Raw genomic sequence first — 26,093 nt, 5'->3', positions numbered from 1 at the left:
CTTAAGCACCTGTCCATGTAAACCCGCTTTTGGCTAAGCTTACTTGCCCGACATAGACAGATTCTGCCTGAATTTTTAAATCAGAATGATTGCCGAAATGCGGCAGATGAGATAAAAGCAATTTCTTAACACCCGCTCTTTGTGCAACGGTCCCTGCTTCAATACTAGTTAAGTGCCCTGGACCCGTTCCATCCTGCCCCTCGTAAAAACTGCATTCTGAAATCAGCAGATCCGCTCCCTCAGAAAAAGGAATGAACGCATCCTGATAGCTTGAATCAGCTGTATAAACAAGCTTATGGGTTCCATCTGTAATAGACATCGCGAAGCATTCAACAGGGTGTATGGTTTTCAGAAAACGGATTGTAAAAGGACCGATCAAAAGCTCCTGATTTGGATCATAGGCAATACCCTCTGTCACTTTTTTATAAGTCAGTTTATTAAACTCTTCCTCATCATAAGGATGTCCATAAATCGGCAAAGTCTTACTTTTCTCCTGCAATAGCCCTGTTATAAGATTTGCATACTGCAATGGACCGATATCGGCTGCGTGATCAAAATGATAATGAGACAAAATAACTGCATCCAGATCTTGAATGGAAACATAGTTTTGTATTTGCGATACAACTGCACTTCCGCAGTCGATCAGCAGACGACTTCCAGCTGATTCCAGCAAGTAACCGGACGTTGCTTCATTTGCTGCTGGAAAACCGCTCCAAAAGCCTGCTACAGTAAGCTTCATTTTGCTTTTCACCCTCTTTTCAGTATTCTTACTTCAATATACCCATTTCACCCTGGTTTGTGTATGTTTTTTAACTTTGTTACAAAACAGCCATTGACGTATTCTTATCTGTTATAATACAATATAAACAAATAAAAAACACGGAGGGGATCACATGATTGTAAAATTGACTGAATTTTTCAGAAATTTACCTCGCAAGAAGTGTTTGGAATGCGGCCACGAGATGGAAGAACAGCACGAATGCTATGGAAATACTTGCAATAAGTGTTTAAAAGTCACTCAGCTGTAGGATTAAGACTAATAGAATGAACCTGTTTCATAACAGTTATATTGAGAACTCCCTGATTTCAAATAGGGTGTTCTTTTTTCACTTATAAAAGCAACAAAAACACATGGGCAGCTACTGCATCCCATGTGTGTTGAAAAAAAAGACCATTTATAGAGAAATCAAATTTCTTGAAACCGTTGACTCCCTCACGATCAAATCAATATAAAATTGATGAATTTCTTTTCTGGCGTAATTTTTCGAATGAATTTTTTCCATCATAACACTTAAGGTTTTATTGCCCATCTCTTCAAGAGGCTGATGAACCGTCGTAATCATCGGATCCATAAGCTCTGTGATCTTTTGGTTATCAAAGCCTATAACGGCAAGGTCTTCCGGAATGCTCCAGCCGCTTTTCTTTGCTTCAGCAATAATTCCAGCGGCAAGTTCATCAGAACCGGTGAAAATAGCAGTCGGCTTTTCTTCCATGTACTGAATTTTTTCAAAAACCTGTTTTCCGTCGGAGCATTGAAACGCTGTGCGGAAGGCGTATTCTTCCAAAAAAGGAAGGCGTGCATCCTGCAAGGCCTTTTTGAAGCCCTTCTCTCTTGCTGCTGCCACATTGCTTGCATATCTGCCGCAGCAATAGGCAATTTTCTCATGTCCTTGATCGATAAGATGCTTTGTCGCTAAATAACCTGCTTCATACTGATCAATATAAATCATTGGAACAGTTGCCTGATCCTCGTATTCATTGCAAAGAACAATCGGTCCGTAATCAAGAAACGGCTGAATGATTTCCCATGAATTTGACATGGAGGTCATAATAACTCCATCTACCTGTCTTGTTTTCAGCAGATTTAGATAGGCCAGTTCCTTTGTCTTGGAATATAGAGTCTGGCAAACTATTAATTGATACTCTTTCTCTGAAGCTGCCATTTCCAGAATTTCGATGAGCTGGCTGAAAAAAGGATTCATGACGCGCGGTATAAAGACGGCAATAACACCAGTCCTTTGATTGCGAAGGCTTCTCGCAGCAGAATTAGGAACATACCCAAGCTCTTCCATCGCTTCCAGTACGAGCTTTTTCTTCGTTTTGCTGACATATGGATGGTTGTTAATAACCCTGGAAACCGTTGTTCTAGACAATCCGGCCAGCCTTGCAACATCTTCAATCGTTGTCATGCTTTTCCCCCTCACCTGAAAGTCGCACGCTTAAACGTCTTATCTAAAATTATACGAAACTATGTAAGGGCTTTCAATACTGTTTTTTCAAGTTTTTTTCATGCCATGCAGTTAAATCTTCTATTATGGACAAATAATGGCTTCAAGTCTTTGCCATTTATATCAAACAAGGGCCAGCTGCCATGACACGCCATATTTATCTTGGGTCCAGCCAAATTTTTTGCTGAAGGTGCAGGCTGAAAGCGGCATTAAAATATTGCCATCCTGAGATAACTTTTCAAAAACGTGATCTATTTCCTCTTCTGTTTCACAAGAAACATGAAGTGATAGAGAAGGAGTAAAGGTAAATTCATGCTTAACACTCGAATCCATACACATATATTCATGTCCATTTAATGAAAAGGAGGCAGTCATGACAGAACCCTCTGCCCCAGCTTCATTAGCACCGAATTGTTTCATGCTCTTAATTTCTGAATTACTGAAAATCGCAACATAAAAATTCATCGCTTCTTCAGCTTGGCCGTTAAACATAAGAAATGGTGTAATCTTTGGCATATTCATCAAAGCTCCTTTTTATTAAGTTGGCTTTGTTAAACTTGGCTGTTGATTGCAGCTAGGAGGCAATCAAGCTTTAGCGGGCTTACCTTAGAGCTTCCTCTTCGCTTTGCTCCTTGCGGGGCTCCCTTGACACGCCTTTCTAAGCAGGAGTCTCAGCACCCGCTCCAATCAACAAGGTTTAAAAATCAACTTTAAGCTAGCTTTAACTGAGCCATTAAGTTTAATAGAACATAAAAGCATTCTTAAAAGATGCAAACCGAAAATATGCAATTCATCATTATGCTAAATATTCAGTGAGGCTGTCGAACGTACGTGCAAACCCCTTCCTTATTCCATCTAATGCTGCCTCAAAGGTTTTTCTTTCTTCTTCAGAGGCATTCATTGGACCCCCTCGTAAAATTAGCGTTGTTTTGCTTTCATGCTCTATAAATTCAAGTTTATTCAGAATCTCAAGCGGCCAGGTTTCATTAAAGGGAGCACGGACTGTATTTCCTTCACCATCTGAAAAAGAGTTAACAAAAACGAGCAGATTAGGAGCGGAGATTTCCTTATAGATAAACTTCCCCCACATTTCATGGCCTTCCGGCGATTTCTGAGAATAGTGAAATACTCCTCCTTCTCGGAGGTCCAACGATTTGACGTACACCGTAAAGCCCTTGGGTGCCCACCAATGCCTCAAATCATCCGCATCTGTCCATGCTTTGAAAACATCCTCTCTTGGGGCATTAAAAGTACGGGTAATCACCAGTTCCTTTTTATCTGCACTTCCCGGCATAACGTACTCCTCCTAACGATTGAACTCCTTATCAATTTACTATTCTCTATAAGCTTTATTTTATTCTTAGCATTTGACCGCAGCAGAAAGGACATCAATTCTTAAATTCTTCATTGATTCCAAGTTCCCAAAATGCAAAAAGCAGAGTGCCCGCTTAGCACTCTACTTAAGAAAATTCAGCACCTCTTTTACAGCCTTTTTGCCCTGCTCGATACAATCCGGCAGTCCGAGTCCTTCATAGGAAGCTCCGGCAAGGGACAGACCAGGATATTTTTTCTTCATATCAGCTTTCATTTCAATGATTTTTTTCTTATGTCCAACATTATATTGCGGCATCGCCTGCTTCCAGCGGGTAACAAAAGATAGCTCCGGTTCGCTCTTGATCGTCATGATTTTTCTCAGGTCTTCCAAAACCACTTTAATCATTTCTTCATCCGACTGGTCTACAATAGCTTCCTGTCCAGGCTTTCCGACAAAAGCCCGCAGCACAGCTTTGTCCGGCGGGGCAGCGTGAGGCCATTTTTTGTTAGTCCACGTGCAGGCTGTAATGGAATAATCGCTATTTCTTGAAATAACAAATCCGGTACCTTCTTTATTCATTTCCACTGCATCCTTTGGAAATGCAAGAGCTACTGTTGCAACAGATGTGGCTGGCATTTTTTTTAAGTAGCCAAGTGCCGGCTCATCCTTCATAAGACTTGCTGCTGCTCCATGAGGAACAGCCATGATAACCGCGTCTGCTGTTATGATTTTTCCATTGCTCAGCTCAACGGTGTATTTCCCGTCTTCGCGCTTCTGCAATTTCTGAACCTTATTACCTTTATGAACAACCGTTTGTTCAAACTTCTCTTCAAAAGCATCGACAATGCTTTCAAGGCCGTTATCCAGTGTTTGAAAAATGCCTTTTTTGCGCCCAGGCAAATGCTTCTGGGTGTTTTGAGGGGTAGTTTTCTTCATCCCTAAAATCAGACTTCGGTGGTCCTGTTCTACCTTATAAAACTGAGGAAAAGTGGTCATTAAGCTTAACTGGTCGATGTCCCCTCCATAAATACCAGAAAGAAGCGGCTCAATCAGATTTTCGACCACCTCATTACCTAAACGGCGGCGGAAGAATTCACCGAGTGACTGATCCTCTTTTTTCTTACTGGCAGGCAGAATAAAATCACCGGCAGCACGGATTTTTCCGGCCATTGAAAAAAGACCTGAGGAGATAAAAGGAGATATTTTTGTTGGAATCCCCATTACTGCGCCTTCAGGAATCGGATGAAGCTGATCTTTTACAAGTACGTACGCCCTTCCCACGGCATTATTAACAGCCCTGTCTTCCAGACCAAGATCTTTTATAAGCTGCGGCCCGCTCGCCTTTCTTTCAAGGAAAGAATCAGGACCCTTTTCGATCACATAGCCGTCTTTTTTCACTGTCTGGATTTTGCCCCCAAGCCTCGGACTTGATTCAATTAGATCAATAGACATGGGAATCCCTTGCTCGCGTGCTTCTTTTTCAAGATAAAAAGCGGCTGATAATCCTGTCAGGCCGCCTCCTATTATGACTGTTTTTTTCATCATTGTATCGCCTTCTTTTACTATCAGTCTTTCATTAATTCTTTCAGCACAACTGTTGAAAGAGCGTCGATGAATTCCGGTTTCGCATTCGGCATTTCAGGACGATAGTAGCTTGCCCCGACTTCATCAGTAATGACCTTGCACTCCGTATCGTTGTCATATAGAACTTCCAGATGATCTGCAACAAAGCCTACTGGAACATATACGAAAGCTTTATAGCCTTTTTGGTTAAACAGCTCTCTAGTTAAATCCTGAACATCCGGGCCAAGCCATGGCTCAGGGGTATTGCCAGCACTTTGCCAGCCTGTTGCGTATTCTTTCACTCCAGCTGCTTCGGCAATCATTTTCGCTGTTTCCAGCAGCTGCTCTGGATAAGGATCACCTGCTGCGATAATTTTTTCCGGCAAACTGTGAGCTGAAACAATTAAAATGGCTTTATCTTTTTCCTCCGCAGGCATTGAAGTATACGTTTTTTTCAAGCTGTCAGCCCAATATTGAATAAACTTTGGTTCATCATACCAGCTTTCAACCGACGTAATCTTGAGGTTTCCGAGCTTTTCTGCCTCTTCCTTGGCACGTCCGTTATAGGATTTAATGCTGAAAGTGGAATAGTGCGGTGCTAGAACAATACTGACCGCTTCTGTAATTCCGTCCTCATGCATTTGCTTAACGGCATCCTCTACAAACGGCTCAATATGCTTTAGCCCAAGGTACATTTTAAACTCAATCTCATCCTGCACTTCATTCAGCCGGGCCTCAAGCTTTTCACCCTGTTCTAGCGTTATTCTGGCCAGAGGTGAGATGCCTCCGATTGCTTCATAACGGTCTTTTAAATCCTGAAGCATTTCAGGAGCCGGTTTTCTGCCTCTGCGGATATGGGTGTAGTAGCGTTCAATATCTTCTTCTTTATAGGGTGTTCCATATGCCATTACTAAAAGGCCCATTGTTTTTTTCGCCATGGTGCTGCACCTTCCATCAATAATTGTATAGTTCTTATTTCCGATCTGGTTATAACCTGCAAAGACTATTTTGCCATTATCAGGCTATTACTGCCAAAGAAGATGCTCTGGCAAGTTTTTACTTGAGTCTGCTAGCTGAGTAATCATGGACAAGATCTGCAACTCTTTGAAGTGTTTCAGGCTTCACCTGCGGAAAAACACCATGGCCAAGGTTAAATACATATCCGTCCTGCTCCATTCCCTGTTCGAGTATTTCCTTTACTCTTTCCTCAATCACTTCCCATGGAGCCAGTAAAATCGCAGGATCCAGGTTTCCCTGAAGGGTTTTCGTTAATCCCATCGCTCTTGCTTCACGAATTGGAAGACGCCAGTCAAGACCTACAACATTAACAGAAAGGTCATGCCATTCTTTCGCAAGATGACTTGCTCCTACGCCAAACATAATGAGCGGCACTCCTTCTGATTGAAGCGCAGTGAAAATTCTGCTCATCACCGGCTTTATAAAAGCTCTGTAGTCTGCAACATTAAGAGCTCCGACCCATGAGTCGAATATTTGAAAAGCTTTTGCCCCTGCATTAATCTGTGCTTTTGCATATGTAATCGTCATGCTTGCAAGCTTGTTCATAAGCGCAAACCACGCTTTTGGTTCAGCATACATAAATGCTTTCGTTTTATTGTAATTTTTAGAAGGGCCTCCCTCAATCATGTAGCTGGCCATTGTAAAAGGCGCCCCTGCAAATCCGATTAGGGGAACATTCAGCTGCTCTTGTGTTAAGATCCTGATCGTTTCTAGCACGTAAGCAACATCATCCTCCGGAGAAATTTCCCCAAGTTTTTCCACATCAGCAAGAGAAGTGATAGGATTGTCAATGACAGGCCCTATTCCCGTCTTAATTTCTACGTTCACTCCGAGTGAAGGCAGCGGAGTCATAATATCTTTATATAGGATCGCTGCATCAACGTTATATTGTTCTACAGGAAGCCTTGTTACATAAGCGCACAGCTCTGGCTGATGCGTAATTTCGAATAAACTGTATTTTTCCTTTAATACTCTATATTCCGGCTGCGAACGTCCAGCTTGTCTCATGTACCAAAGCGGAACATGACTGGTACGCTCCCCCCTGCAAGCTTTTAAAAGCGTATCGTTAAAAATTTTCGTTTGAACCATGTAATTTACCACCTTACTTCTCTGTCGAAATCATTATTTCTTACAATATACCTTTTTGCCTTTAGCTTGTATAGACGATAGGTGCAAATGTCAAGAAATCTTCTAAAGTCAACATTATAAAATTGAGAAAAATTCCAATTTCTTTTCGTCTTTCTTTTACAATAGGCAGGATTGAATGAAAAGTTCCTAAACGATAAAAAACACCAAATGAACACATTCATTTTGGTGTTTTTTGATTATGGACTTACATAATCCGATCCTTCGCCTTCCTGTCCTGTTTGTACATTATACGGAACAACCTTAAAGGATCGTTTCGAAAAGACATTGGCGTATGGAATATCAAAGGTGTTCTCCCCTGTGACCGTTCCGATCAGCTTATCTCCATTGTCCTTCTTTTCGTAAATTCTGTACTCAATGCGTTTGTCAGCCTGAGCTGTCCATTCTAGATGGATCGTAAACAGCTGCAGGGCTTTAAATACAAACTTCGCATTCAGTGTATCTACCTTTTCCACATGGATCGGGTTTTCGAGGTCATTGCTTCCCTCTGGCACAGTAAATTTTTTATCGTTCTCATATTTCGTATTTCGCAGTATTCCTTTAAACATTCTTACAGGTGCAGAGCTTCCTTCTAGCAAGTAATGTTTACTATCTGTTTTGTCATACCCCATCCAAAGCGCTCCGGTGACCTCAGGAGTGTACCCTGCAAACCATGCGTCCTTTACAGCTCCTTTTTTTCCAGTATAAGAAGTTGTTCCGGTTTTCCCTGCTAGTGCACCGCTGTATGTGCCATACTTCGCAGTCCCTTCTTTTACAACCCCTTCAAGCATTCTGGTCATATACAAGGCATTCTGAGGTGAATAGACATTCTTCGTCACTGGTTTTCTTTCAGCGACTGTTTGTTGGTGCCTGTCTGTTATCTTTTCAATAAAATAAGGGTCGCTGTAGGTACCGTTCTCAGGAAAAGTCCTGTAAGCATTTGCTAACTGAAGAGGTGAAACACCCTTAGTAAGTCCGCCTAATGCAATCGCAAGTCCGTTATCCTCAACGGGAACGCCTGTTTTCGCCAAGTATTCCTTCCCTTTTTCAACTCCGAGCTGATTAAAGGTCCAGACTGCAGGCGCATTGATAGAATGAACAATGGCTTCGTACATGGTCGTTTCCCCTGAATAGTTACCATTCACATTTTTAGGAAAGTACTTTCCGTACTTGATCGGTTCATCCTTCAGTAATGAATAAGGCTTGAATTTATTTTCCTGCAGAGCAGGTCCGTAAACAGCAAGCGGCTTGAAAGCTGAGCCCGGCTGCCTGGATTTGATAACCCGGTTATATCCCTTTGAAGAATAGTCCCTTCCTCCAATAGCTGTAATAACACCGCCCGTGCGGTTATCCAAAAGAACAAAGGCTCCTTCTGCATGAGTGTCTTTACCTGGAAAATAAGAAGCCTCTTTAAATTTTTCGTAAGCTCTTTTTTGAATATCAGCCTGAAGCGGAACGGTAATCGTGTATCCTCCGCGAAGCAGCTCATCATTAGAGATAGAATACCTCTTTTCTGCCTCACCAAGGACAAGATCCACATAAGAATCCAGCCAAGGATTGTGTTTTTTTTCACTCAGCTTAAGCCCAAGGGTTTTCCCCTGTTCTCTAACCGCCTCTTCACTTGAAATGTAACCCTGCTGCTGCATTAAATTTAATACGAGATCCCGTCTTTTCTTGCTTTTATCAGGGTGATAAATAGGCGAATATCCAGATGGAGCCTTAGGAAGCGAAGCAAGAGTAGCAGCTTGTCCAGGAGTAAGCTGGCTGACATCCTTTGAAAAAAAGTAACGGGAGGCAGACTGGATGCCATAAACGCCATGACCGAAGTAAACCTGGTTTAAATAAATTTCCAGCAGCCTGTTTTTGCTGTATTTGTTTTCAAGACTGATGGCAATGACTGCTTCCTTTGTTTTCCGCATAACGGATTTTTCTCCAGATAAGAAGACGTTCTTTGCTATTTGCTGGGTTATGGTGCTTCCGCCTTCAACCTTGCTTCCCGCAAGCAGGTCCTTAAACAGGGCTCTCGAAAGCGATCTGAAATCCAAGCCATGGTGCTCATAAAACCGCTGGTCCTCAACTGAAATAAAGGCATTTCGGACAGTAGGCGGGATTTTATTGATTGAGACAATTTCTCGATTTTCCTGATAGAGATCTGTAATTTCTTTTCCTGATGGATCTACCAGTTTAGAAGCCGAATTAAAAACAAGCTTCTTTTCATCTATCATCGCATTTCCTGAAATAAGAATGATGGAATATGTCAAAAAAGAAATGAGGATTAGAGCAAATAAAGAAAATACAACAATCCGCCATTGTTTCAACTAAAGTCACCTCACATTTCAAGGTTTAGTATTGTTAAATAAAGGTAAATATATGTGTGCTATCCTTTTAATTTAATTTTTATTACTGCTATAATTCAGGAGAGGTGATGACGATGAATTTTTATATAACTTATGGAACCATTGACTACTTATCAGAACTGAAAGCATCACACGAAAATGAAAAGCTTCTCCTTTTGAAAAAGGATGAAAGTGCAGCTCTTTTCCATGAATCAGAAGGTGAGTCCATCTTTAAAGAACCGAAAAAGTATGAAGTTCTTGACTCTGTTGGAGCCTTTGAAAACGGACAATATGCTGTTTTGAACAACATTCCTGTTACTCAGGAAGGAAAACCGCTTTTTGAACAGCGTTTTAAAGAAAGAGCTAGAATGATTGAAAATGAGCCCGGTTTTACAGCAATTCGTGTGCTGCGCCCTGTTTCTGGCGATACGTATGTCATTCTGACTCTCTGGGACAGTGAAAAATCTTTTCAGGATTGGCAAAACTCTAAAGCCTTCGACCATGCTCATAAAAAACGCGGCACATCTGAGGGCGTGGATCAGAAATCCATTTTCAGAGGACCATCTTACGTTACAACATATCAAGCCCTCCGTCCATAAGGACGGGGGTTTTTTACACGATTTTTCATATTTCAACCCCCTAATTCCCCCATCATATCCCAGGAAATGACAAAATCTGCTGATTCCTTTTCTCTCCCTTTTGTAAATTCCTCTTAAACGAAGGCTGTTTTCGCAGAAATTGTTGCTATTCGTAAAAGCTGTTATCACGCATTTAGTCTAGCTTCAGGGCATCTTTTCTTAAAATTCTGGCCTTATAGATATGGTTTGTTGGACTAAATATAGGGTCATGAGCAACAAAGTTTAAGAAAATAACCTAAACGAATCACACCATTAGGCATTTCACATACCGTGTAATACATCTAACTTATGGGGTGATTCTTTTGGGATAGAGCTAACCTGGCTTCATGCCATTTATATGTTGTTTATGCTCGCGATAATTGGATTTATGGTTTTCAGAAGAGACACAACCCTCGTATGTATAGCGGGGATTTTCGTGATAGGCCTTGTGGCAGCTCATTCGTTGAGTCATTCTATCAGCAGTTTATTTAACAGCTTTACTTATGCCATTTCAGAACTTTTGCCCACTATACTGGTCATTTCCATCATTGTTGCAATGAGCAAAGTACTGACGCTGACAGGCATCAATGAAACGATGATCTTTCCTATAACAAAATTTTTCCGGAACGCTGCACTGGCCTACTGGATTATTGGTCTTGTCATGATGGTGATCTCATGGTTTTTCTGGCCTTCTCCAGCTGTTGCCTTAGTCGGGGCCGTTCTCCTTCCAGCAGCTATTCGCGCCGGATTGCCAGCTCTCGGTGCAGCAATGGCCATGAACCTGTTCGGACACGGCATTGCTCTTTCCGGTGATTTCGTTATTCAGGGAGCACCTAAGCTCACTGCTGATGCGGCTGGCCTCCCTGTACAGGATGTTATTCATGCAAGCATTCCGCTTGTCATTGTAATGGGTGCAGTGACAGTTACTACTGCTTTCATTTTTTTAATGAAAGATATCAAAGCAGGGAAAGAGTTTCCTGCAGCAGCGTACGAACTGGAAAAATCAGCTGCTGACAAAAGTCTGTTAACTTCCTTCCAAAGAAAATTTCTTTCCATTCTTATTCCTTTATTTTTCATCGCTGATGTATTACTGATGTTTCATTTAAAGCTCCAGGGCGGAGATGCAACCGCATTGGTCGGCGGTACTGCCATTACGATCTTAATCATCATCTCTGTACTGGCTCATAAAAACAGCAGTTTTGAAAAAACCACCTCTTATTTAATAGACGGCTTTCAATTCGGTTTCAAAGTGTTCGGGCCTGTTATACCCATTGCCGCCTTTTTTTACTTGGGTGATGCAGGATTCCAAACCATTATTGGTGATTTTCTCCCTAAAACTTCACATGGAATCGTAAACGATCTTGGAGGTTCACTGGCTGCTATTGTTCCGTTAACTCCACAGGCAGGAGCCATAACGCTTACGGTTGTTGGAGCCATCACAGGTCTTGACGGTTCTGGATTTTCAGGGATTTCCCTGGCAGGCTCCATTGCTAAATTGTTTGCAGGGGGGCTTCATACAAATGGCGCTACCCTGACAGCGCTCGGACAAATTGCAGCAATATGGGTTGGAGGCGGCACACTGATCCCGTGGGCACTCATTCCTGCAGCAGCCATTTGCGGAGTGGATCCCTTTAAGCTTGCAAGGCGAAACCTTGTTCCTGTTTTAATAGGACTTTCTGTTACGACAATTGTTGCGATGTTTTTGATGAACTGATAGGAAAGAGCGAAAAAAGCCTATTAGGAAGAAGCGCTAACATGATCAGCGCTTCTTTTCCATTTCTTCATTGTTCAGCATTCTAAGACGAAAAGCATTCATCGCAAATGACCCAAGCCGAGTAATCAAATGATGATTGGCAACTCCTCCAACGATAGTTCCAAAACCCGGAAGCAGCTGAAGCATTTTGACAAAATCAATGTGATCACGATAAGCCTTTTGAAAAGATTTCCAGTCGATTTCATTCATTTGCGCCGGATTTACATCCCAATTTTCAATTTTCTCAAGCAGCATTTTGCGGTCCTTCTCTTCAGCGTAAGCAAGATGGAACACATAGAGAAGAAAAACACGTTCACTTTTTTCCTTTGTTGCATAACCATAGGCTTCTGCTGTTTCGAAAAGATATTTCATCTGAAGGCCAAGCAATAATGGGAAGTCAGCCGCTCCAAGCCAAAAGCCTGCTCCCCCTGTTCCCGCACCTTCCAAGGCAGCCGTTTTTTGAAAAAATGAAATGAGATTTCTGGCAGATTGATCTCTTTCCTGAAGCGGCTTCTTTCCTGGATCCTTTGTTCGGGTAATGGCCATTGAACCAGCCAGCGTCATTTCGACCATCTTTTTGATCCCAATTGTTATTGCATGATCTGCCTTTTCAGGCACAAACACCTGCAATTTATCCTGAAAGTTCTTTGAGGTCCTTTCAAAAATAGAAGAACGCTTTTCAAGCTTCTTTTTCCAGTCCAGCAATTCCTGCCTAACCCTTTCTTCGTATTCCATATAATGGCTCCTTTTTTATCCAGGTACTTGACCCTCCTGCTGTTCAGATAAGAAAAGCCCTGTTCCCGTAAAAAAATTGAATGTGCGGGGACAGGGCTCATTTCCTGGTTAGTTTTTAGGATCTGCTGCTTTTATTTAACCTTGCTCTTACATAGCCTTGAACAAATAAAAGGGTAAACACCACACCCGCTAAAAGTCCAGCTCCGCCTTCTACCCATTTGGCGCTCGCCAGAAGGAAGATCGCTAATATGGCTGATTGGACGAGAAGCACAGTTTGAAGCACTTCATAAAACCCTTTTTTCTTCGATTCTTCTGATACAGGATATAGATCAGGCATCATTAACAAGTCATAATGCTTGTGAAGACCAATCAGCTGTACTCCTGTTAAAAAGACTGCACTCATGACAAGAATCACTGCTCCGATTGTATTAATACCGGCAAAGATCAGGATGAGCCCGCAAATGATAGTGAGACGGATGAAAACGCCAAAATAATCTGTCCCTCTTATAAAGGCCCTTGCAAACATATACTTGTACGCATGCTCTCTTCGATAAGAGATAGCTGATAAAATCCAATCGAGGTACTTTCTTCGTTTCGCCTGTTTTTTCAGTTTCGGGACATCTGTAAATAAATTAGCCAATCGGTAAAAAGATTGCTTTTTCCCGTTTTCCTGTTCGATCAGCTTTTCCCATTTCAGCCCTTTTCCCGCTGCTGTTTTGAGGTAATAGAGCAGCAGCAGCGCCATTATGACATAAAGCGGAAGAACAAATAATAATTGAACAGAGAGCACAAAGTAGGTCACAAGCGTGTTCAAAATAAATTTAATGACTATTTCAGCCGTTTTGGATGAAAAATCCTCCGTAAAAGAAGACAGCCAATTCACCCATAAATTCCAGCCCTTGATAAGCAGCAGCTGAAACACAATCAGCAAATAGCTTTGTGCGCTGGTTTCCTTCACAGCAAAATAGAGCGGGGCAAAAATGACAATTGGAATCAGCAGCATGTAGAGCTGGCTGAAGTAGCTATATGGAATCGCCTTTTTAAAATACAATTTCATTTGTTTTTCAAGCGGGAGCAAAAAAACAATATCCGCTTCCTTTAATAAGGTTCTGACGCTTGTTGAAAGCATGACAAGCGCATAAACTAGGGCCATAATCCAAAATGCTGGAAAGCCAGCAGGCACATGCTTCAGCCAATTGCTGTACCAAACAGCTCCGCCACCAAGCATAAACACAAGCACAATAAGCAAATGGTCATTGAACATATACCGGGTATACGACCGCACTTCTGTAAGGTGCTCTTCAAGCCTCTTATTCCAAATCTCCTCTACACTATTCATCTGAATCTTCCTTTGTCAGCTGAATATAAAGGTCATCTAAGTTAGCGTCTCTCATGCCAAACTGTTCCCTTAGCTCCTCCAGATTCCCTTTTGCTTTAACCCTGCCATGGTGAAGAATGATGAATGAGTCACAATAACGTTCTGCTGTAGCCAATATATGCGTAGACATCAGGATTCCTGCGCCCTGTCTTTTTGCTTTTTCCATAATTTCAAGAAGTGAATTGATGGCAAGCGGATCAAGGCCGACAAATGGCTCATCAATGATATAAAGCCTTGGCTCAACCAAAAAAGCACACATGATCATGACTTTTTGTTTCATACCTTTTGAAAAATGTGCAGGAAACCATTTCAGTCTGTTTCCCATACGGAACTCTTTTAATAAAGGGCCGAGCCTTTCTTCAAATGTATGTTTATCAATCCCGTAAGCCATCGCCGTTAACTCAAGATGCTCATACAGTGTCAGCTCTTCGTAAAGAATAGGTGTCTCAGGAATGTATGTAAATGCTTTTCGGTACTCGATCGGCTTTTCTCTGAAAGTAAAGCCATCTATTGAAATGTTTCCTTTTTGCGGATCCATTAATCCGATGATATGCCGAATGGTTGTACTTTTACCTGCCCCATTCAGGCCGATCAAACCCACAATTTTCCCTGGAGCCACTTCAAAAGTTATGTCTTTTAAAACAGGATTTCTCGTGTACCCGCCAGTTAACTGTTCCACTTTTAAAAGCGTCATATATGCTGAATCCTTTCCAAATGCTTTTTTCTCATTTTATCAAAAATCCCTTTACTTTGTCGTGTTCCGCTCAAAGCAGACTTTTCCCAATATATTCCATTCATGTATTTGCAAAAAACGGTCATCCTAATTAGTGCAGAAGGGTTGTCATTGATTGAGTAACCATTTAATTCATTAAATGAGGTGTTTATCAAAGACAGTCAGCTTTGCTGAAGAAATGTTACCTGAAACAAGAACTCATGATGTCTAAAAAAAGCAGCACAACATGTAAATGAGGTGTTTGTTAAAGACACAAAAAGTATTGTTATTGATGGAACATGAAGACTCTTCATAACTAAATGAGGTGTTTGTCGCAGGCATAAACCGGTAAATACGCAATCTTTTCCTTCTGCAAAGGCAGGACGGACTCTCAGCAGTCCCGTCCTGTTTTTATTTTTGCTTTTGTTATCCCCGCCTATCCCTGCTTTGCTAATTGTCCATGCATCACCCAATTATGGTAAAATACTCAGTATAAATGGTAATGAAAGGGTTGATCATATGAACTGTATTTTTTGCAGCATTGCAAACGGTGAGATCCCAAGTGCAAAGGTTTTTGAAAACGAACATGTCGTTGCCTTTTTAGATATCAGCCAGGTAACAAAAGGCCATACTCTTGTGATTCCTAAAGTACATAAAGAAAATGTCTTTGAACTGACCCCTGAAATTGCCCGAAACTTATTTGAAGTTGTTCCAGAAATTACGAACGCTATTAAGAAGCAATACAATCCGATTGGTCTTAATCTGCTGAATAACAACGGCGAGCATGCAGGCCAGTCTGTTTTCCATTATCACCTTCATATTTTGCCTAGATACGGTGAGGGAGACGGTTTTGGCGCAGTATGGAAAACTCATACAAATCAATACACTCCTGAAAAATTGCAGGAAATGGCTGCTGAAATTAAAGGGACTATGAAATCTTAATAACATGAAAAACGAGCCTAGAAAGTGTTTCGGGGCTCGTTTTTTAAAGGCTCTTTTCTTAAAAACTTTGTTGCTCATGACCCTATATTTAGTCCAACAAACCATATCTATAAGGCAAGAATTTTAAGAAAAGATGCCCCGAAGCTAGACTAAATGCGTGATAACAGCTTTTACGAATAACAACAATCTCTGCGAAAACAGCTTTTTTAAATGAATCTTTATTTGAATTAACAGCAGTTAACACCCAATTTCCCTTGTATTAAACTCACCTAGCAGGCACTCAAGCTTTAGCGGGCTTACCATAGAGCCTCCCCGTCGCTTTGCTCCTGCGGGGTCTCCCTTGACACGCTTTTCCCGTCTCGCGCCTTCCGCTCCAATCAACAAGGTGTAAAAATCAACATAAAGCTTTAACTGAGCCTTTATTTAAATGGAGGTCCATTTGAACGAGAAAATATCTTCCAACAATTCTAAAAAATCTGCTAATATGTTACGATAGAGAAAATTTAATGAGGTAACGCGAAGGAGGACTAAAATGGCTGTTTATAATTTTAATGCAGGGCCTGCCGCTCTCCCTCTTCCTGTTCTGAAAAAAGCTCAGGAAGAATTGGTGAATTTCCGGGGAAGCGGAATGTCGATTATGGAAATGAGTCACAGAAGTAAAGCGTATGATGAAGTACATAATCAAGCAATCCAATTACTGAAGGAAGTTATGGAAATACCTGATACTCATGAAGTTCTGTTTTTACAGGGAGGAGCAAGCCTTCAGTTTGCCATGGTTCCTATGAATTTTCTGCATTCTGGCCAAAAAGCGGGATACGTCTTGACCGGTTCCTGGTCTGAAAAAGCAAAAAAGGAGGCAGACTCCATTGGGCAAACAGAAGTGGCTGGCTCCAGCAAAGAAAATCTTTACCGTCATATTCCTTCTAATGATGAACTGCAGCTCTCTGATGAATTCGCTTATTTGCATGTGACGTCAAACAATACGATTTATGGAACACAGTGGCATGAATTCCCTCATCTCTCAGTTCCTTTAATCGCCGATATGTCGAGTGATATCCTTTCCAGAAAAATAGATGTCAGCCAGTTTTCTCTGGTCTACGCTGGAGCACAGAAAAATTTAGGCCCATCTGGGGTTACTGTCGTTATCGCAGAAAAGAAACTTTTGGAAAACGCAAATAAGGATATTCCAAAAATACTATCCTATCAAACTCATTCCAGCAGCAACTCTCTGTACAATACACCGCCAACCTATTCTATTTACATGCTTTCCCTTGTTTTGGAGTGGTCCAAAGAACACGGCGGGCTTGATGGGCTGCAAAAGCAGAATGAAAAAAAAGCGGACCTCATTTATCAGTGTCTGGATGAGCATTCTGAGTTTTATCTGCCTCATTCAAGAAAGGACAGCCGTTCATTAATGAACGTTACATTTAATCTTCAAAATGAAGATTTGACAAAGGCATTCTTGAAAGAAGCTTCAGAACGGGGTTTTACCGGACTGAACGGCCACCGTTCCATAGGCGGCTGCCGAGCTTCTATTTACAATGCTGTACCAATGGAATCATGCGAGGCTTTAGTAGGATTTATGGAAGAATTCAGAAAAAAACACTGACGAAATTTGTGTTTTTACATTTTGAAGAAGCCCTGTTATAATATTACTAACCTTTCGCAATGGGAGATGAGCTCATCATTGGAGAGGAAAACAATGAGATTAGAAGAGGAGAGTCGAGAAATGAATACGAGAGAACTAGTTACAATGGCATTGTTTGCTGCAATTGGGGTTGCATTGCATGCGATTATACCCCCAATCTTTTTTGGAATGAAACCGGATATGATGCTGACAATGATGTTTTTAGCTATTATTCTATTTCCTAAAGCCAAAAATGTTTTGGTCATGGGGATTGTCACTGGATTGCTTTCCGGTTTAACAACCGCATTCCCTGGAGGCCTTGTTCCAAACTTGATTGACAAGCCTGTAACGGCATTTATCTTTTTCTTCCTGTATATTGCAGTGAGAAAATTTTCTGCCAATACAGTATCCGCTGCCATTTTGACAGCTATTGGCACTATCGTATCAGGGCTGGTCTTTCTTACAGCAGCCTATTTTATTGTCGGTCTGCCAGCAGGAGCAGGTTTTATGGCGCTGTTCTTGACAGTGGTTCTTCCAGCAGTAGCGTTGAATACCATTGCGATGATCTTTGTTCATCCGATCGTCTTGACCATTATGAAAAGAAGCAAAATTGTCAGCTCAAATTAGAGCTGAATAAAATGAACCCGGCCATGTACGGCCGGGTTTTTGTATGATCTTTCCCTTTTCAGACAAACGCTAATGGATCATATACATAAGAATCCCGACCAAGAGGAATAAAGCGAAGCCTCCCCCGAATACAGCAGCTCTTTGCTTCAAAACCCTTTTGGGCGGATAGGAAGCCGTTTGCTGCATCAGCCTAACATAATGAAGAGTACCTGCAAGCAGCAGGAAACAGATCGTAAAAACGAAAAAGATGACGACCGTCACTGTGTCCCCCTCCCTTTTGTACAATGTATGCCCATAACGGCCAGGCTATGTTAAGAAGATTGTTTATACAGAGGCAGAAAGGGTAACTCTTTAGAGAAGGATTTTTTTATTGTTTGTTGAAATGGATAGAGAGTATGGATTATTGGAGTGATCATAATGGGAAAAAGCAAATCAATTTTGACTGGAGCTCTTTTGGGAACAGTGGTCGGAGGACTCGCTATTTTGTTATCAGCTCCTTCTTCTGGCAAAGATCTCAGAATTCAGCTGAAATCAAATCGTGAAAAGCTGATGGATACCCTTAATCATTTGAAAAAAGACAGCATGGCTTTAAAAGATCAGGTCATCCAAACAGCTAAAGACAGTGCAGACGTCATGAAAGAAGTTTCAACAGATTTACAAACCTCCATTAAAGAATGGCAGGATGAAATTGAACCTCACCGCCAGAATCTGCAAAATGAAATTGAGGCAATTGAACAGAAAATCAAACAATTGGAAGATACATTGAAGAAGTAGAATATTCTCATATAAGAAAAATTAGAAAAAAGTGGATGCCGGATTTTACCGATATCTGCTTTTTTTCTTTTTTCAAGTACAAAATAACAACATTTCAGAAATTTATTAAAAATTTCGTAAATTTATACCTTTATTAATCTTTATTTTTTTGGGATAATAGAAAATAATAGTTTAGAGAAAAAGTAGGTGATTTCCTTGAAACATAATGAAAAGGATTACACGATTAAAGAAGCATTGCTTTTTAGTCAAAGAATTGCCCAGCTTAGCAAAGCTCTTTGGAAATCGATTGAGAAGGATTGGCAGCAATGGATTAAGCCGTATGACTTAAACATTAATGAACACCACATTCTTTGGATTGCCTATCATTTAAAAGGGGCTTCCATTTCAGAGATTGCCAAGTTTGGAGTTATGCATGTATCAACAGCTTTCAACTTTTCAAAAAAGCTGGAAGAACGTGGCTATCTGGAGTTCTCGAAAAAATTAAATGACAAACGCAACACTTACATTCAATTAACGCAAAAAGGCGAAGACATCTTTCTAAAACTGCTTGAGGATTACGATCCGTCAAGAAATGCCATCTTAAAGGGTGCCCTTCCCCTTCAGCAGCTTTACGGAAAATTCCCTGAAATTATTGAAATGATGGCGATTATCCGCAATATTTATGGTGACGATTTTATGGAAATCTTTGAACGTTCGTTTACGAATATTGAAGAGGAATTTGAAGAAAAAGAAAACAGGCTCCAAAAGGTTGAAGAAGCAGAACAGCCTAAAGCAGCAGCCAACTGACTTTTGCAGCCTGCAGGTTCCAATTCTGCATCTAATGCATTGTCACTACAAAAAACGCAAGGGGGGTCGATTTGACCGTTCCTTGCGTTTTTTAAAGCCTTTAATGAAGGAAAAGGATTTGAAGCATACAAGCGGGATGTTTTTTCTATCTTTTTCTAAAAAATTTTGGTAATCTAAAATATGTATCAGTAAGGGAAGGGGGATCTCCTTTGTTTGTCATTTACATTTTATTTACCGTCTTCATCCTTTTTTATATTAACAATTTAACGAATCAGCTCTGCGTTGTGAGAGAGATTCCTGCCGATCGCCAGCCCAAAGTTTTTCACACAATCAACATCTTCATTACCATACTTCTTTTTTCTTCCTATATCGAAATCTTTTATACATAAAGTTTGCTTTGCAAAGATTGTGATGATCATATGGGCTTTATACACCCAGAAAATAAGTTTTAAGCATCTTTTCTTCAAATATTGAAGGTATTCCTTGATATAAGAAAAAAGCCTATATAAATAAGCGGCATGACTCCGCTTACTTTATTTAAAAGAGGAATTATCGGGAAGAACACTTATAAAACAGGCATAGCTGACAGGAAACTGTCAGCTATCATTATATTAATACACCCAAGATGCACCAACGATGATTAACAAAATGAACAACACCACGATCAATGCGAAACCGCCAGCGTATGCACCGCCCATTGTGACACCCCCTTTTCATTCCATGCCCTATGGTATGCATCTCTTAAGGAAGATGAATAGGCATTTATCCCGCCGTTTACAGAACAGCTCAAATATTCGTTCATTATTTTAGGCTCTTTCTCAATCATGATGCTTTTATTGGTTGCCTGGCTAACAGAGAGCCATTAACACATTCTTCATTTAGTTTCAAAAGCAATGAAAAGAAGAAAAAGCCAATTATTAAGTAAGCCTATTCTGTTAGTACAGCCAAGATGCACCAACAATGATCAGCAAAATAAATAAAACTACGATTAACGCAAAACCTGAATTGTATCCTCCGCCCAAGTTAAAAACCTCCTTTCATTTCAAACCAGTATATGGTAAATGCCTCAGTATGGATTGGATTAATATCACATATTTGTCTTGTTGCAAAACTTTTCGCTTCATGGCACAATGTGTTATAGGTTCCTATATGAAATTTCAACCAATTATAATGAAGGCAGGAGTTGTATCACGCATGAAAAAGTTTGCAATTGCAGCCATTACTGCAACGAGTCTTCTGACTTTAGGCGCTTGCAGCAACAACGGTGGAGGTTCTGACGACGTCGTCGCTTCAACGAAATACGGCAACGTAACAAAGGACGAGCTCTATCAGGCAATGAAATCCAGAGACGGTAAGGCTGTGCTTACCGAATTGGTACATAAAAAAATACTTAGCAAACAATTTAAGGTTACAGATAAAGAAGTGGATGCAGAATACCAAAAAATCAAAACACAGTATGGTCCTCAGTTTGATATGCTTGTTCAGCAGCAGGGTGAAGCTGCAGTCCGCGATATCGTAAAAACAGATCTTCTTCGCAAGAAAGCTGCTAATAAAGAAGCATCTGTTACAGATGCTGATATAAAAAAATATTATGATACGCTGAAAGGCAAAGTTCATGCTGCTCATATTCTCGTTCAGGATGAAAAAACAGCTAATGAAGTGGAATCCAAATTGAAAAGCGGTTCAAAATTTGAGGATTTGGCTAAAGAATACTCCAAGGACAGCACAGCTCAAAGCGGAGGCGACCTTGGATGGTTCGGAAAAGGCCAGATGGTTAAAGAATTTGAAACAGCTGCCTTTAAGCTGAAGGAAGGCGAAGTCAGCCAGCCGGTTAAATCACAATATGGCTATCATATTATCAAAGTGCTTGAAACAGTAAAACCTTATGATCAAATGAAGGACAAGCTGAAGGCTGAAGTGAAAAAACAAAAAGAGCAGGATCCAGCGACCATTCAGAATGCGCTTGATAAAGCTCTAAAAGAAGCAAAAGTGGAAGTAAAGGATAAAGCTTTAAAAGATACGTTTACAAAGCCTGATCCATCACAGCAAACACCTCAAGCTCCAACAGATCAACAGCCTGCCCAATAATAAGAAAAGCGCAAGCGCCTTGTTAAGCCCTGGAGCTGGACAATTCAATTTATACAACCTGTGATAATTCAGTAAAAATTTATAATTTCTTATCTTTAAAAAAAGCCCGCCGGTTTTCCGGCGGGCTTTTTTTATTACTGTTTTCTATATGCTAGTGTCAGCAGAAATTTTCTCTGCAGATCTTCTTTCCCGTTCTTCTTGCATGCGTTCCATATAAACCTGGCCTTCTTTTTCAATAAACTCCTCATCAACGGCCTGTTCTTCCCTGCTTGTTCTAAAAAACATATATCCGCTGTAAAGAATTCCTGCGATACAAAGATAAATCCACCATGGCAGCAATACCACAACTGCTTCCCCCTTAATAAACCGCTTGTTTTACTAGATTTATATGATAAGGGACAAGACTATATGCTATTTATGAAAGCTCGGTTTATAAAATGACCTATTTTCTAGAGCAAAAATTCTTTCTGAGAATTCGCCAGGCTTAACCCGTTCAAGAGCTCTGTCCAGCATGTTCATTTTCGCATCCAGATTATCAATGTAATGCAAAATTTCGGCTTCTTTGATCATAGGAGGTTTTGGGCTGCCCCATTCTGCCTTCCCATGATGGCTTAGAACCATATGCTGCAGAAGAACGACCTCTTCCCCTTCGATCCTCAGCTCTTCAGCTGCCTTGGCAATTTCATTCACCATAATGGAAATGTGGCCAAGCAAATTGCCTTCGACGGTATAGGTTGTGCTGACAGGTCCTGATAATTCAATTACCTTTCCAAGATCATGCAGGATGACACCTGAGTATAGAAGGTCTGTATCAAGGGACGGATAAAGGCTTGAGATTGACCTAGCCAGATCCAGCATGGAAACCACATGATAGGCAAGACCTGAAACAAATTCATGATGATTTTTGGTTGCTGCAGGATATTCAAGAAAAGCTGTCTGGTGTTTTTTTACAAGCTGTCTTGTGATGCGCTGCAGATTGGGGTTTTTCATCTCAAAAATATATTGAGTGATCTTTTCCATCATTTCATCTTTTTGAATTGGCGCAGTTTCTAAAAATTGGGACACATCCATCGTTTCATTTTGCTGAAGAGGCCGGATGGTTCGGATTTTCAGCTGGTTTCTTCCTCTGTAATGATGGATGTCACCGAGTATTTTTACGATGCCTTGTGCAGCATATGTTGCCTCATCATCCTGGCTTGCATCCCAGAGCTTTGCTTCAATTTCACCGCTCTGGTCTTGCAGGATAAGAGTCAGAAATGGTTTCCCATTGCTTGCAATGCCTTTTGTGGAAGCTTTAATTAATAGAAAAAGATCGATCTGTTCGCCAATCTCGTAATGCATGATTCCTTTGTTTGTCATGGGCTACTCCTCCCGAGTTGTTCAGTATCAACAGTATAGCATAATTACCCGCTCTTCTTCGCTTGATTATGTCAAATGCCTGTGCCTTTCAGCACTTCTTTATAAAGTAATGAGCTTCCTCTATTAGTAAGTGTCAGTATCTCGTTTTTTTCAAAATGTGAAAGCAAGTGTCTGTGGCATGTAAAAAAAATGATTTGCTGATCTGCTGAGATCTTCTTCAATAAAGCAATCATCTGAACGGTCCGTTCTTCGTCAAAATGGACAAATCCATCATCAATCATGATCGGCAGTCCGTGCTTTTCATTAATCGTGACAGCCAAGGCAAACCTAAGAGAAATATACAGCTGCTCAGCCGTAGCCTGACTTAGCTGTCTTGCTTGAAAGCGCGTCCCATCCTTCCGTTCCGCAATAAAGGTTTGTTCTTCTTTTGGAAGGTAGAGAGCCTGATAATTTCCATTTGTTAAATAAGAGAATAGCTCCTCTGCCTTTTTTAGAAGCTTTGGCATTCTCACCGACCTATGATACTCAATTGTTTTTTGCAAATAGTCTCTTGCAATAGATTGGACGAGCCAGTCTCTTGAAAGCTTCCTTACGATGCTTTTCTTCTGCTCGTATTCATGCAAAAGGTCTGAATAGGTGCCGTTCTTCTCAAGCTCCTGAAGGTGATAAATGGTTTGTGACCGTTCTTTTTGCTTTTCTGTTTCTTCCTTTTCAAGCTGTTCGATCCTATCTTTCAGCTCATTTATTTTCAGCTCATAGTCATCCTTCAGAGATAAATTCTGTCTATCATCCCCACTTGTTTGTTCTTCTAGCTGCTTTGTCACCCAGTTCAGCTTCTCCTGCAAGGACAGCCTTCTGGTGTAAACTGCTGCAAGGTTTCTAAAATCTTCTTCTTCCTTTACGGAGGCCTTATTCAACAAGTCTATGATAAGACCTTGCTGATAATCAATTTTTTCTGTAAGATTCTTTATTTCCTCTTCAAGTTCATGTAGACGATCATTCGCCTGAAGCCATTTCAGCTGTTTGTCTCTTTCTATGTTCAACAGTGTGTACCCTTCAAAAATCCGATCCTTTACCTTTAGATTCTCATTTATAGGCAATCCTTTCAGCTGATCCAAAAGAGCGGTAAAGCGGTCTGCTTCTTTCAGCCGTTCTTGATGTTTTTCCTGAAGCTGATTGTATTGGACAATTTTATCCTTCAGTTTCATAATCGCTTCAAGAGCAGCTGATAAATCATTCTGAACACCCGCAGAATCAAGGCCAAGGATAGAAGCAAGATTAGAGCCTTCTTCATTTAACTGAAACAGTTCCTTTTCCCATGCTTCAAATTGTATAAGAATTCTGTCATATGCTCTTTCCTTTTGAAGCAGCTGGGCTTTTTCGGTCTCAAGCAGCTGTCTCATCTGCTCGTCCTTCCACAGTTCCCCCTTGACCTCTTCAAGTTTTGAAAACAAAGCTGATTCCTCTTGTCCCTGTGCCTTCAGAAGCTCATCCTCAAGCTCTCCCTTACGTTTCACTAAATGCTGCATAACCGGGTCTTTCCCCTGCTGCAGATAGAAGGAGGCAATTGCAAGAACACACGCTGCCGTAAGGATTCCTCCAAGAATCCATTGCTGATTTAAAGTGGCCCATCCTGTTCCTGCAAGAAGTATGAGGGAAAGTAATATAACGGTGAGCATCATCCGTGATTTGCCGGCTTTTTTTGCCTCTTCATGAATCCTGATTTGATCTGTCAGCTGCTTAAGCTCGGCTTTTTCAGCTTCTTTCTCATTAGAAGCTGCTTTTTTTGATAAAAGTCCTGCTTGTTTCGCTAAACTCTCTCTCTGTTCAGGCTGAAGAAGGCTTTTTTTATATTGGTTTATCTGTCCTTCACTTTCCTCAAGCGCTTCCCGCGACCTGTCAAATTGTTCATCAAGAAGCCGTTTCCGCTCGGTCAGCTGCCGTTTTTTTTCTGTGCTCTCCCTTAATCTGCTTACCACATCAAAACTTGTTTCTAATGAGAGAATCTCTCTGTTATCAAGATTAATTAAAGATAAATTTCGCTTTTCATTGTTTATTTCATGCTGAAGCAGTGAGAGTTCTGCTCTCCCTTTTTCTAACTTAAACAGGGTTTTCTCATAAGAATCCAGAGAAAGCTTCAGCTGTTCCACTGCTTCTCTCTTCTCCAGGATTGTTTCATCTGGCTTATTGATTCTCTGCTGTTCTGTTAACCGTTCAAACTGAGATAAGAGTGCCTTCCTCTGGCCTTTCATAGGGTTTAGACCCGATTGAAGCTGTTCAAGCCTTGCCAGTCCATCAACAGGAAACCCTTTTGTATCAGGCAGTTTTTCAAGCTCGTTTAGACAATCGCTCTGTTCTTTCAGAAGCGGCAAAACATTTTGTGCTTTTTCAGCCTGCTGAAGCTGTCTGATCATTTGGGTGCGTTCCTTCTGCAACCGTTCGAGAACATTTCCTGTTTCTTCTTTTATTGACTTCAGCTCCTCATATTCCAGGTTCTTTTGCTTGGCCTGCTTTAGCTGTTCATATGTATCTTTTGTTCTGGCTAATTCTTCATTTAATAAAGGCTTTTTTCCATTTGGCTTAAAAAGGCGCTCCCGTTCTTTAGAAAGCTGATTTTCCAGCTGATAGAGGGAATCCGTTCCTACCATGCTTGTAAGATAAAGATATTTGCCAAGTTCTTCTTCCTTCAGCTGATGCACCTCTTGCAAGCCATGAACATCAAAGGAAAAAATGGCTTTGTAGAACTGTTTGTCTATTCCGCCGGTAAGCTCTTTGAGCAGCTCTTCTCCTCCTTTTTCGCCTTCTCCATAGTGGATCGTTACTTCTCCTCCTGCTTTACCGGGGATTCGTTCTATTCGGATTCTTCCAAGCTGTTCGGTTTCAGCAAGGATCGCCCCTCCGTAACCTGCCCCGGTCATCGGCTCATATTTGCTGTCAGCACTTTGCTTTCCCGGAAAGCCAAATAAAATACTATGGATAAAAGACATAACTGTCGATTTTCCAGCTTCATTTTTGCCGAACAGAACCTGTACAGACTCGGAATTCAGCAGAATCTCTTTTTGCTGAAATTGGCCGTAGCCGTATATATGCAGTTCAAGCAGCCTCATCCTC

General features: G+C 41.0%; 27 protein-coding genes. 10 read left to right on the top strand and 17 right to left on the bottom strand.

Annotated elements, in window-relative coordinates:
- Position 1: 1 nt before the first annotated feature.
- Positions 2 to 739, bottom strand: coding sequence for an MBL fold metallo-hydrolase (locus tag ACOT8F_RS03945; RefSeq protein ID WP_421650249.1), 738 nt, complete (start codon positions 737 to 739; stop codon positions 2 to 4).
- Between the two features lie 154 nt (positions 740 to 893).
- Here ACOT8F_RS03945 and yhfH point away from each other — a divergent pair, with 154 nt between their 5' ends.
- Positions 894 to 1,028, top strand: coding sequence for a protein YhfH (gene yhfH, locus ACOT8F_RS03940; RefSeq protein ID WP_421650248.1), 135 nt, complete (start codon positions 894 to 896; stop codon positions 1,026 to 1,028).
- 147 nt (positions 1,029 to 1,175) lie between these two features.
- On the opposite strand, the gene ACOT8F_RS03935 is transcribed toward yhfH, so the two are convergent.
- From ACOT8F_RS03935 to ACOT8F_RS03905, 7 genes are all read right to left on the bottom strand, one after another.
- On the bottom strand, positions 1,176 to 2,189 hold the full coding sequence (locus ACOT8F_RS03935; protein WP_421650246.1) for a LacI family DNA-binding transcriptional regulator: 1,014 nt from the start codon (positions 2,187 to 2,189) through the stop codon (positions 1,176 to 1,178).
- Between the two features lie 162 nt (positions 2,190 to 2,351).
- A complete protein-coding gene (locus ACOT8F_RS03930) occupies positions 2,352 to 2,750 on the bottom strand; it encodes a VOC family protein (protein WP_421650245.1) in 399 nt (132 codons plus the stop codon).
- A 274-nt stretch (positions 2,751 to 3,024) separates the two neighbouring features.
- On the bottom strand, positions 3,025 to 3,522 hold the full coding sequence (locus tag ACOT8F_RS03925) for an SRPBCC family protein (protein WP_421650243.1): 498 nt from the start codon (positions 3,520 to 3,522) through the stop codon (positions 3,025 to 3,027).
- A 162-nt stretch (positions 3,523 to 3,684) separates the two neighbouring features.
- Positions 3,685 to 5,088: a protoporphyrinogen oxidase gene (gene hemY, locus ACOT8F_RS03920; RefSeq protein ID WP_421650242.1), complete on the bottom strand. Its 1,404-nt coding sequence runs from the start codon at positions 5,086 to 5,088 to the stop codon at positions 3,685 to 3,687.
- A 20-nt stretch (positions 5,089 to 5,108) separates the two neighbouring features.
- Positions 5,109 to 6,044: a ferrochelatase gene (gene hemH, locus ACOT8F_RS03915; RefSeq protein ID WP_421650241.1), complete on the bottom strand. Its 936-nt coding sequence runs from the start codon at positions 6,042 to 6,044 to the stop codon at positions 5,109 to 5,111.
- Positions 6,045 to 6,162: 118 nt separating this feature from the next.
- Positions 6,163 to 7,212, bottom strand: coding sequence for a uroporphyrinogen decarboxylase (gene hemE / locus ACOT8F_RS03910; RefSeq protein ID WP_421650240.1), 1,050 nt, complete (start codon positions 7,210 to 7,212; stop codon positions 6,163 to 6,165).
- Positions 7,213 to 7,448: 236 nt separating this feature from the next.
- Positions 7,449 to 9,566, bottom strand: a complete 2,118-nt coding sequence (locus tag ACOT8F_RS03905; protein WP_421650239.1) for a transglycosylase domain-containing protein — start codon at positions 9,564 to 9,566, stop codon at positions 7,449 to 7,451.
- 113 nt (positions 9,567 to 9,679) lie between these two features.
- On the opposite strand from ACOT8F_RS03905, the gene ACOT8F_RS03900 reads away from it, so the two are divergent.
- A complete protein-coding gene (locus tag ACOT8F_RS03900) occupies positions 9,680 to 10,183 on the top strand; it encodes an antibiotic biosynthesis monooxygenase family protein (RefSeq protein WP_421650238.1) in 504 nt (167 codons plus the stop codon).
- 376 nt (positions 10,184 to 10,559) lie between these two features.
- Complete coding sequence (locus tag ACOT8F_RS03895) at positions 10,560 to 11,915, top strand: hypothetical protein (RefSeq protein ID WP_421650236.1); 1,356 nt, start codon at positions 10,560 to 10,562, stop codon at positions 11,913 to 11,915.
- A 45-nt stretch (positions 11,916 to 11,960) separates the two neighbouring features.
- Here the strand turns inward: ACOT8F_RS03895 and ACOT8F_RS03890 are convergent, their stop codons facing one another.
- From ACOT8F_RS03890 to ACOT8F_RS03880, 3 genes are all read right to left on the bottom strand, one after another.
- Positions 11,961 to 12,689: an EcsC family protein gene (locus tag ACOT8F_RS03890; RefSeq protein WP_421650235.1), complete on the bottom strand. Its 729-nt coding sequence runs from the start codon at positions 12,687 to 12,689 to the stop codon at positions 11,961 to 11,963.
- Positions 12,690 to 12,804: 115 nt separating this feature from the next.
- A complete protein-coding gene (locus ACOT8F_RS03885) occupies positions 12,805 to 14,028 on the bottom strand; it encodes an ABC transporter permease (protein ID WP_421650234.1) in 1,224 nt (407 codons plus the stop codon).
- Complete coding sequence (locus ACOT8F_RS03880; protein WP_421650232.1) at positions 14,021 to 14,761, bottom strand: ABC transporter ATP-binding protein; 741 nt, start codon at positions 14,759 to 14,761, stop codon at positions 14,021 to 14,023. The genes ACOT8F_RS03885 and ACOT8F_RS03880 overlap by 8 nt, the downstream gene beginning before the upstream one ends.
- A 537-nt stretch (positions 14,762 to 15,298) precedes the next feature.
- On the opposite strand from ACOT8F_RS03880, the gene ACOT8F_RS03875 reads away from it, so the two are divergent.
- The 3 genes from ACOT8F_RS03875 (at position 15,299) to ACOT8F_RS03865 (ending at position 17,975) form a co-directional block, all read left to right on the top strand.
- A complete protein-coding gene (locus ACOT8F_RS03875; RefSeq protein WP_421650230.1) occupies positions 15,299 to 15,721 on the top strand; it encodes an HIT family protein in 423 nt (140 codons plus the stop codon).
- A gap of 532 nt (positions 15,722 to 16,253) precedes the next feature.
- The gene (gene serC, locus ACOT8F_RS03870; RefSeq protein ID WP_421650229.1) at positions 16,254 to 17,330 is read left to right on the top strand and encodes a 3-phosphoserine/phosphohydroxythreonine transaminase; all 1,077 of its coding nucleotides are present in this window, start codon (positions 16,254 to 16,256) and stop codon (positions 17,328 to 17,330) included.
- Between the two features lie 120 nt (positions 17,331 to 17,450).
- Complete coding sequence (locus tag ACOT8F_RS03865; protein ID WP_421650228.1) at positions 17,451 to 17,975, top strand: tryptophan transporter; 525 nt, start codon at positions 17,451 to 17,453, stop codon at positions 17,973 to 17,975.
- A gap of 69 nt (positions 17,976 to 18,044) precedes the next feature.
- Here the strand turns inward: ACOT8F_RS03865 and yhzF are convergent, their stop codons facing one another.
- Complete coding sequence (yhzF, locus tag ACOT8F_RS03860) at positions 18,045 to 18,236, bottom strand: membrane protein YhzF (protein ID WP_421650226.1); 192 nt, start codon at positions 18,234 to 18,236, stop codon at positions 18,045 to 18,047.
- A gap of 156 nt (positions 18,237 to 18,392) precedes the next feature.
- On the opposite strand from yhzF, the gene ACOT8F_RS03855 reads away from it, so the two are divergent.
- The 3 genes from ACOT8F_RS03855 (at position 18,393) to ACOT8F_RS03845 (ending at position 19,924) form a co-directional block, all read left to right on the top strand.
- A complete protein-coding gene (locus tag ACOT8F_RS03855) occupies positions 18,393 to 18,749 on the top strand; it encodes a YtxH domain-containing protein (RefSeq protein WP_421650225.1) in 357 nt (118 codons plus the stop codon).
- A 195-nt stretch (positions 18,750 to 18,944) separates the two neighbouring features.
- The gene (locus ACOT8F_RS03850) at positions 18,945 to 19,535 is read left to right on the top strand and encodes an HTH-type transcriptional regulator Hpr (RefSeq protein WP_421650224.1); all 591 of its coding nucleotides are present in this window, start codon (positions 18,945 to 18,947) and stop codon (positions 19,533 to 19,535) included.
- Positions 19,536 to 19,744: 209 nt separating this feature from the next.
- Positions 19,745 to 19,924, top strand: a complete 180-nt coding sequence (locus ACOT8F_RS03845; RefSeq protein WP_421650223.1) for a hypothetical protein — start codon at positions 19,745 to 19,747, stop codon at positions 19,922 to 19,924.
- Positions 19,925 to 20,146: 222 nt separating this feature from the next.
- Here the strand turns inward: ACOT8F_RS03845 and ACOT8F_RS03840 are convergent, their stop codons facing one another.
- Positions 20,147 to 20,233: a YjcZ family sporulation protein gene (locus tag ACOT8F_RS03840; RefSeq protein WP_421650482.1), complete on the bottom strand. Its 87-nt coding sequence runs from the start codon at positions 20,231 to 20,233 to the stop codon at positions 20,147 to 20,149.
- A 237-nt stretch (positions 20,234 to 20,470) separates the two neighbouring features.
- A complete protein-coding gene (locus ACOT8F_RS03835) occupies positions 20,471 to 20,557 on the bottom strand; it encodes a YjcZ family sporulation protein (protein ID WP_421650481.1) in 87 nt (28 codons plus the stop codon).
- Between the two features lie 172 nt (positions 20,558 to 20,729).
- On the opposite strand from ACOT8F_RS03835, the gene ACOT8F_RS03830 reads away from it, so the two are divergent.
- On the top strand, positions 20,730 to 21,623 hold the full coding sequence (locus ACOT8F_RS03830) for a peptidylprolyl isomerase (RefSeq protein WP_421650221.1): 894 nt from the start codon (positions 20,730 to 20,732) through the stop codon (positions 21,621 to 21,623).
- Positions 21,624 to 21,767: 144 nt separating this feature from the next.
- Here the strand turns inward: ACOT8F_RS03830 and ACOT8F_RS03825 are convergent, their stop codons facing one another.
- The 3 genes from ACOT8F_RS03825 to ACOT8F_RS03815 form a co-directional block, all read right to left on the bottom strand.
- Positions 21,768 to 21,968: a sporulation YhaL family protein gene (locus tag ACOT8F_RS03825; protein WP_421650220.1), complete on the bottom strand. Its 201-nt coding sequence runs from the start codon at positions 21,966 to 21,968 to the stop codon at positions 21,768 to 21,770.
- Between the two features lie 66 nt (positions 21,969 to 22,034).
- Positions 22,035 to 22,982 carry a 3'-5' exoribonuclease YhaM gene (yhaM, locus tag ACOT8F_RS03820; protein ID WP_421650219.1) on the bottom strand — a complete coding sequence of 316 codons (948 nt, stop codon included), beginning with the start codon at positions 22,980 to 22,982 and terminating at the stop codon, positions 22,035 to 22,037.
- Positions 22,983 to 23,053: 71 nt separating this feature from the next.
- The gene (locus ACOT8F_RS03815; protein ID WP_421650218.1) at positions 23,054 to 26,089 is read right to left on the bottom strand and encodes an ATP-binding protein; all 3,036 of its coding nucleotides are present in this window, start codon (positions 26,087 to 26,089) and stop codon (positions 23,054 to 23,056) included.
- Positions 26,090 to 26,093 lie beyond the last annotated feature (4 nt).

Origin of the sequence: Chryseobacillus diguaensis, from assembly GCF_049220665.1 — a bacterium.
In the GTDB taxonomy this organism is placed as follows: Bacteria; Bacillota; Bacilli; order Bacillales; family Bacillaceae; genus Metabacillus_B.
This window is presented reverse-complemented; position numbering and strand designations above follow the sequence as displayed.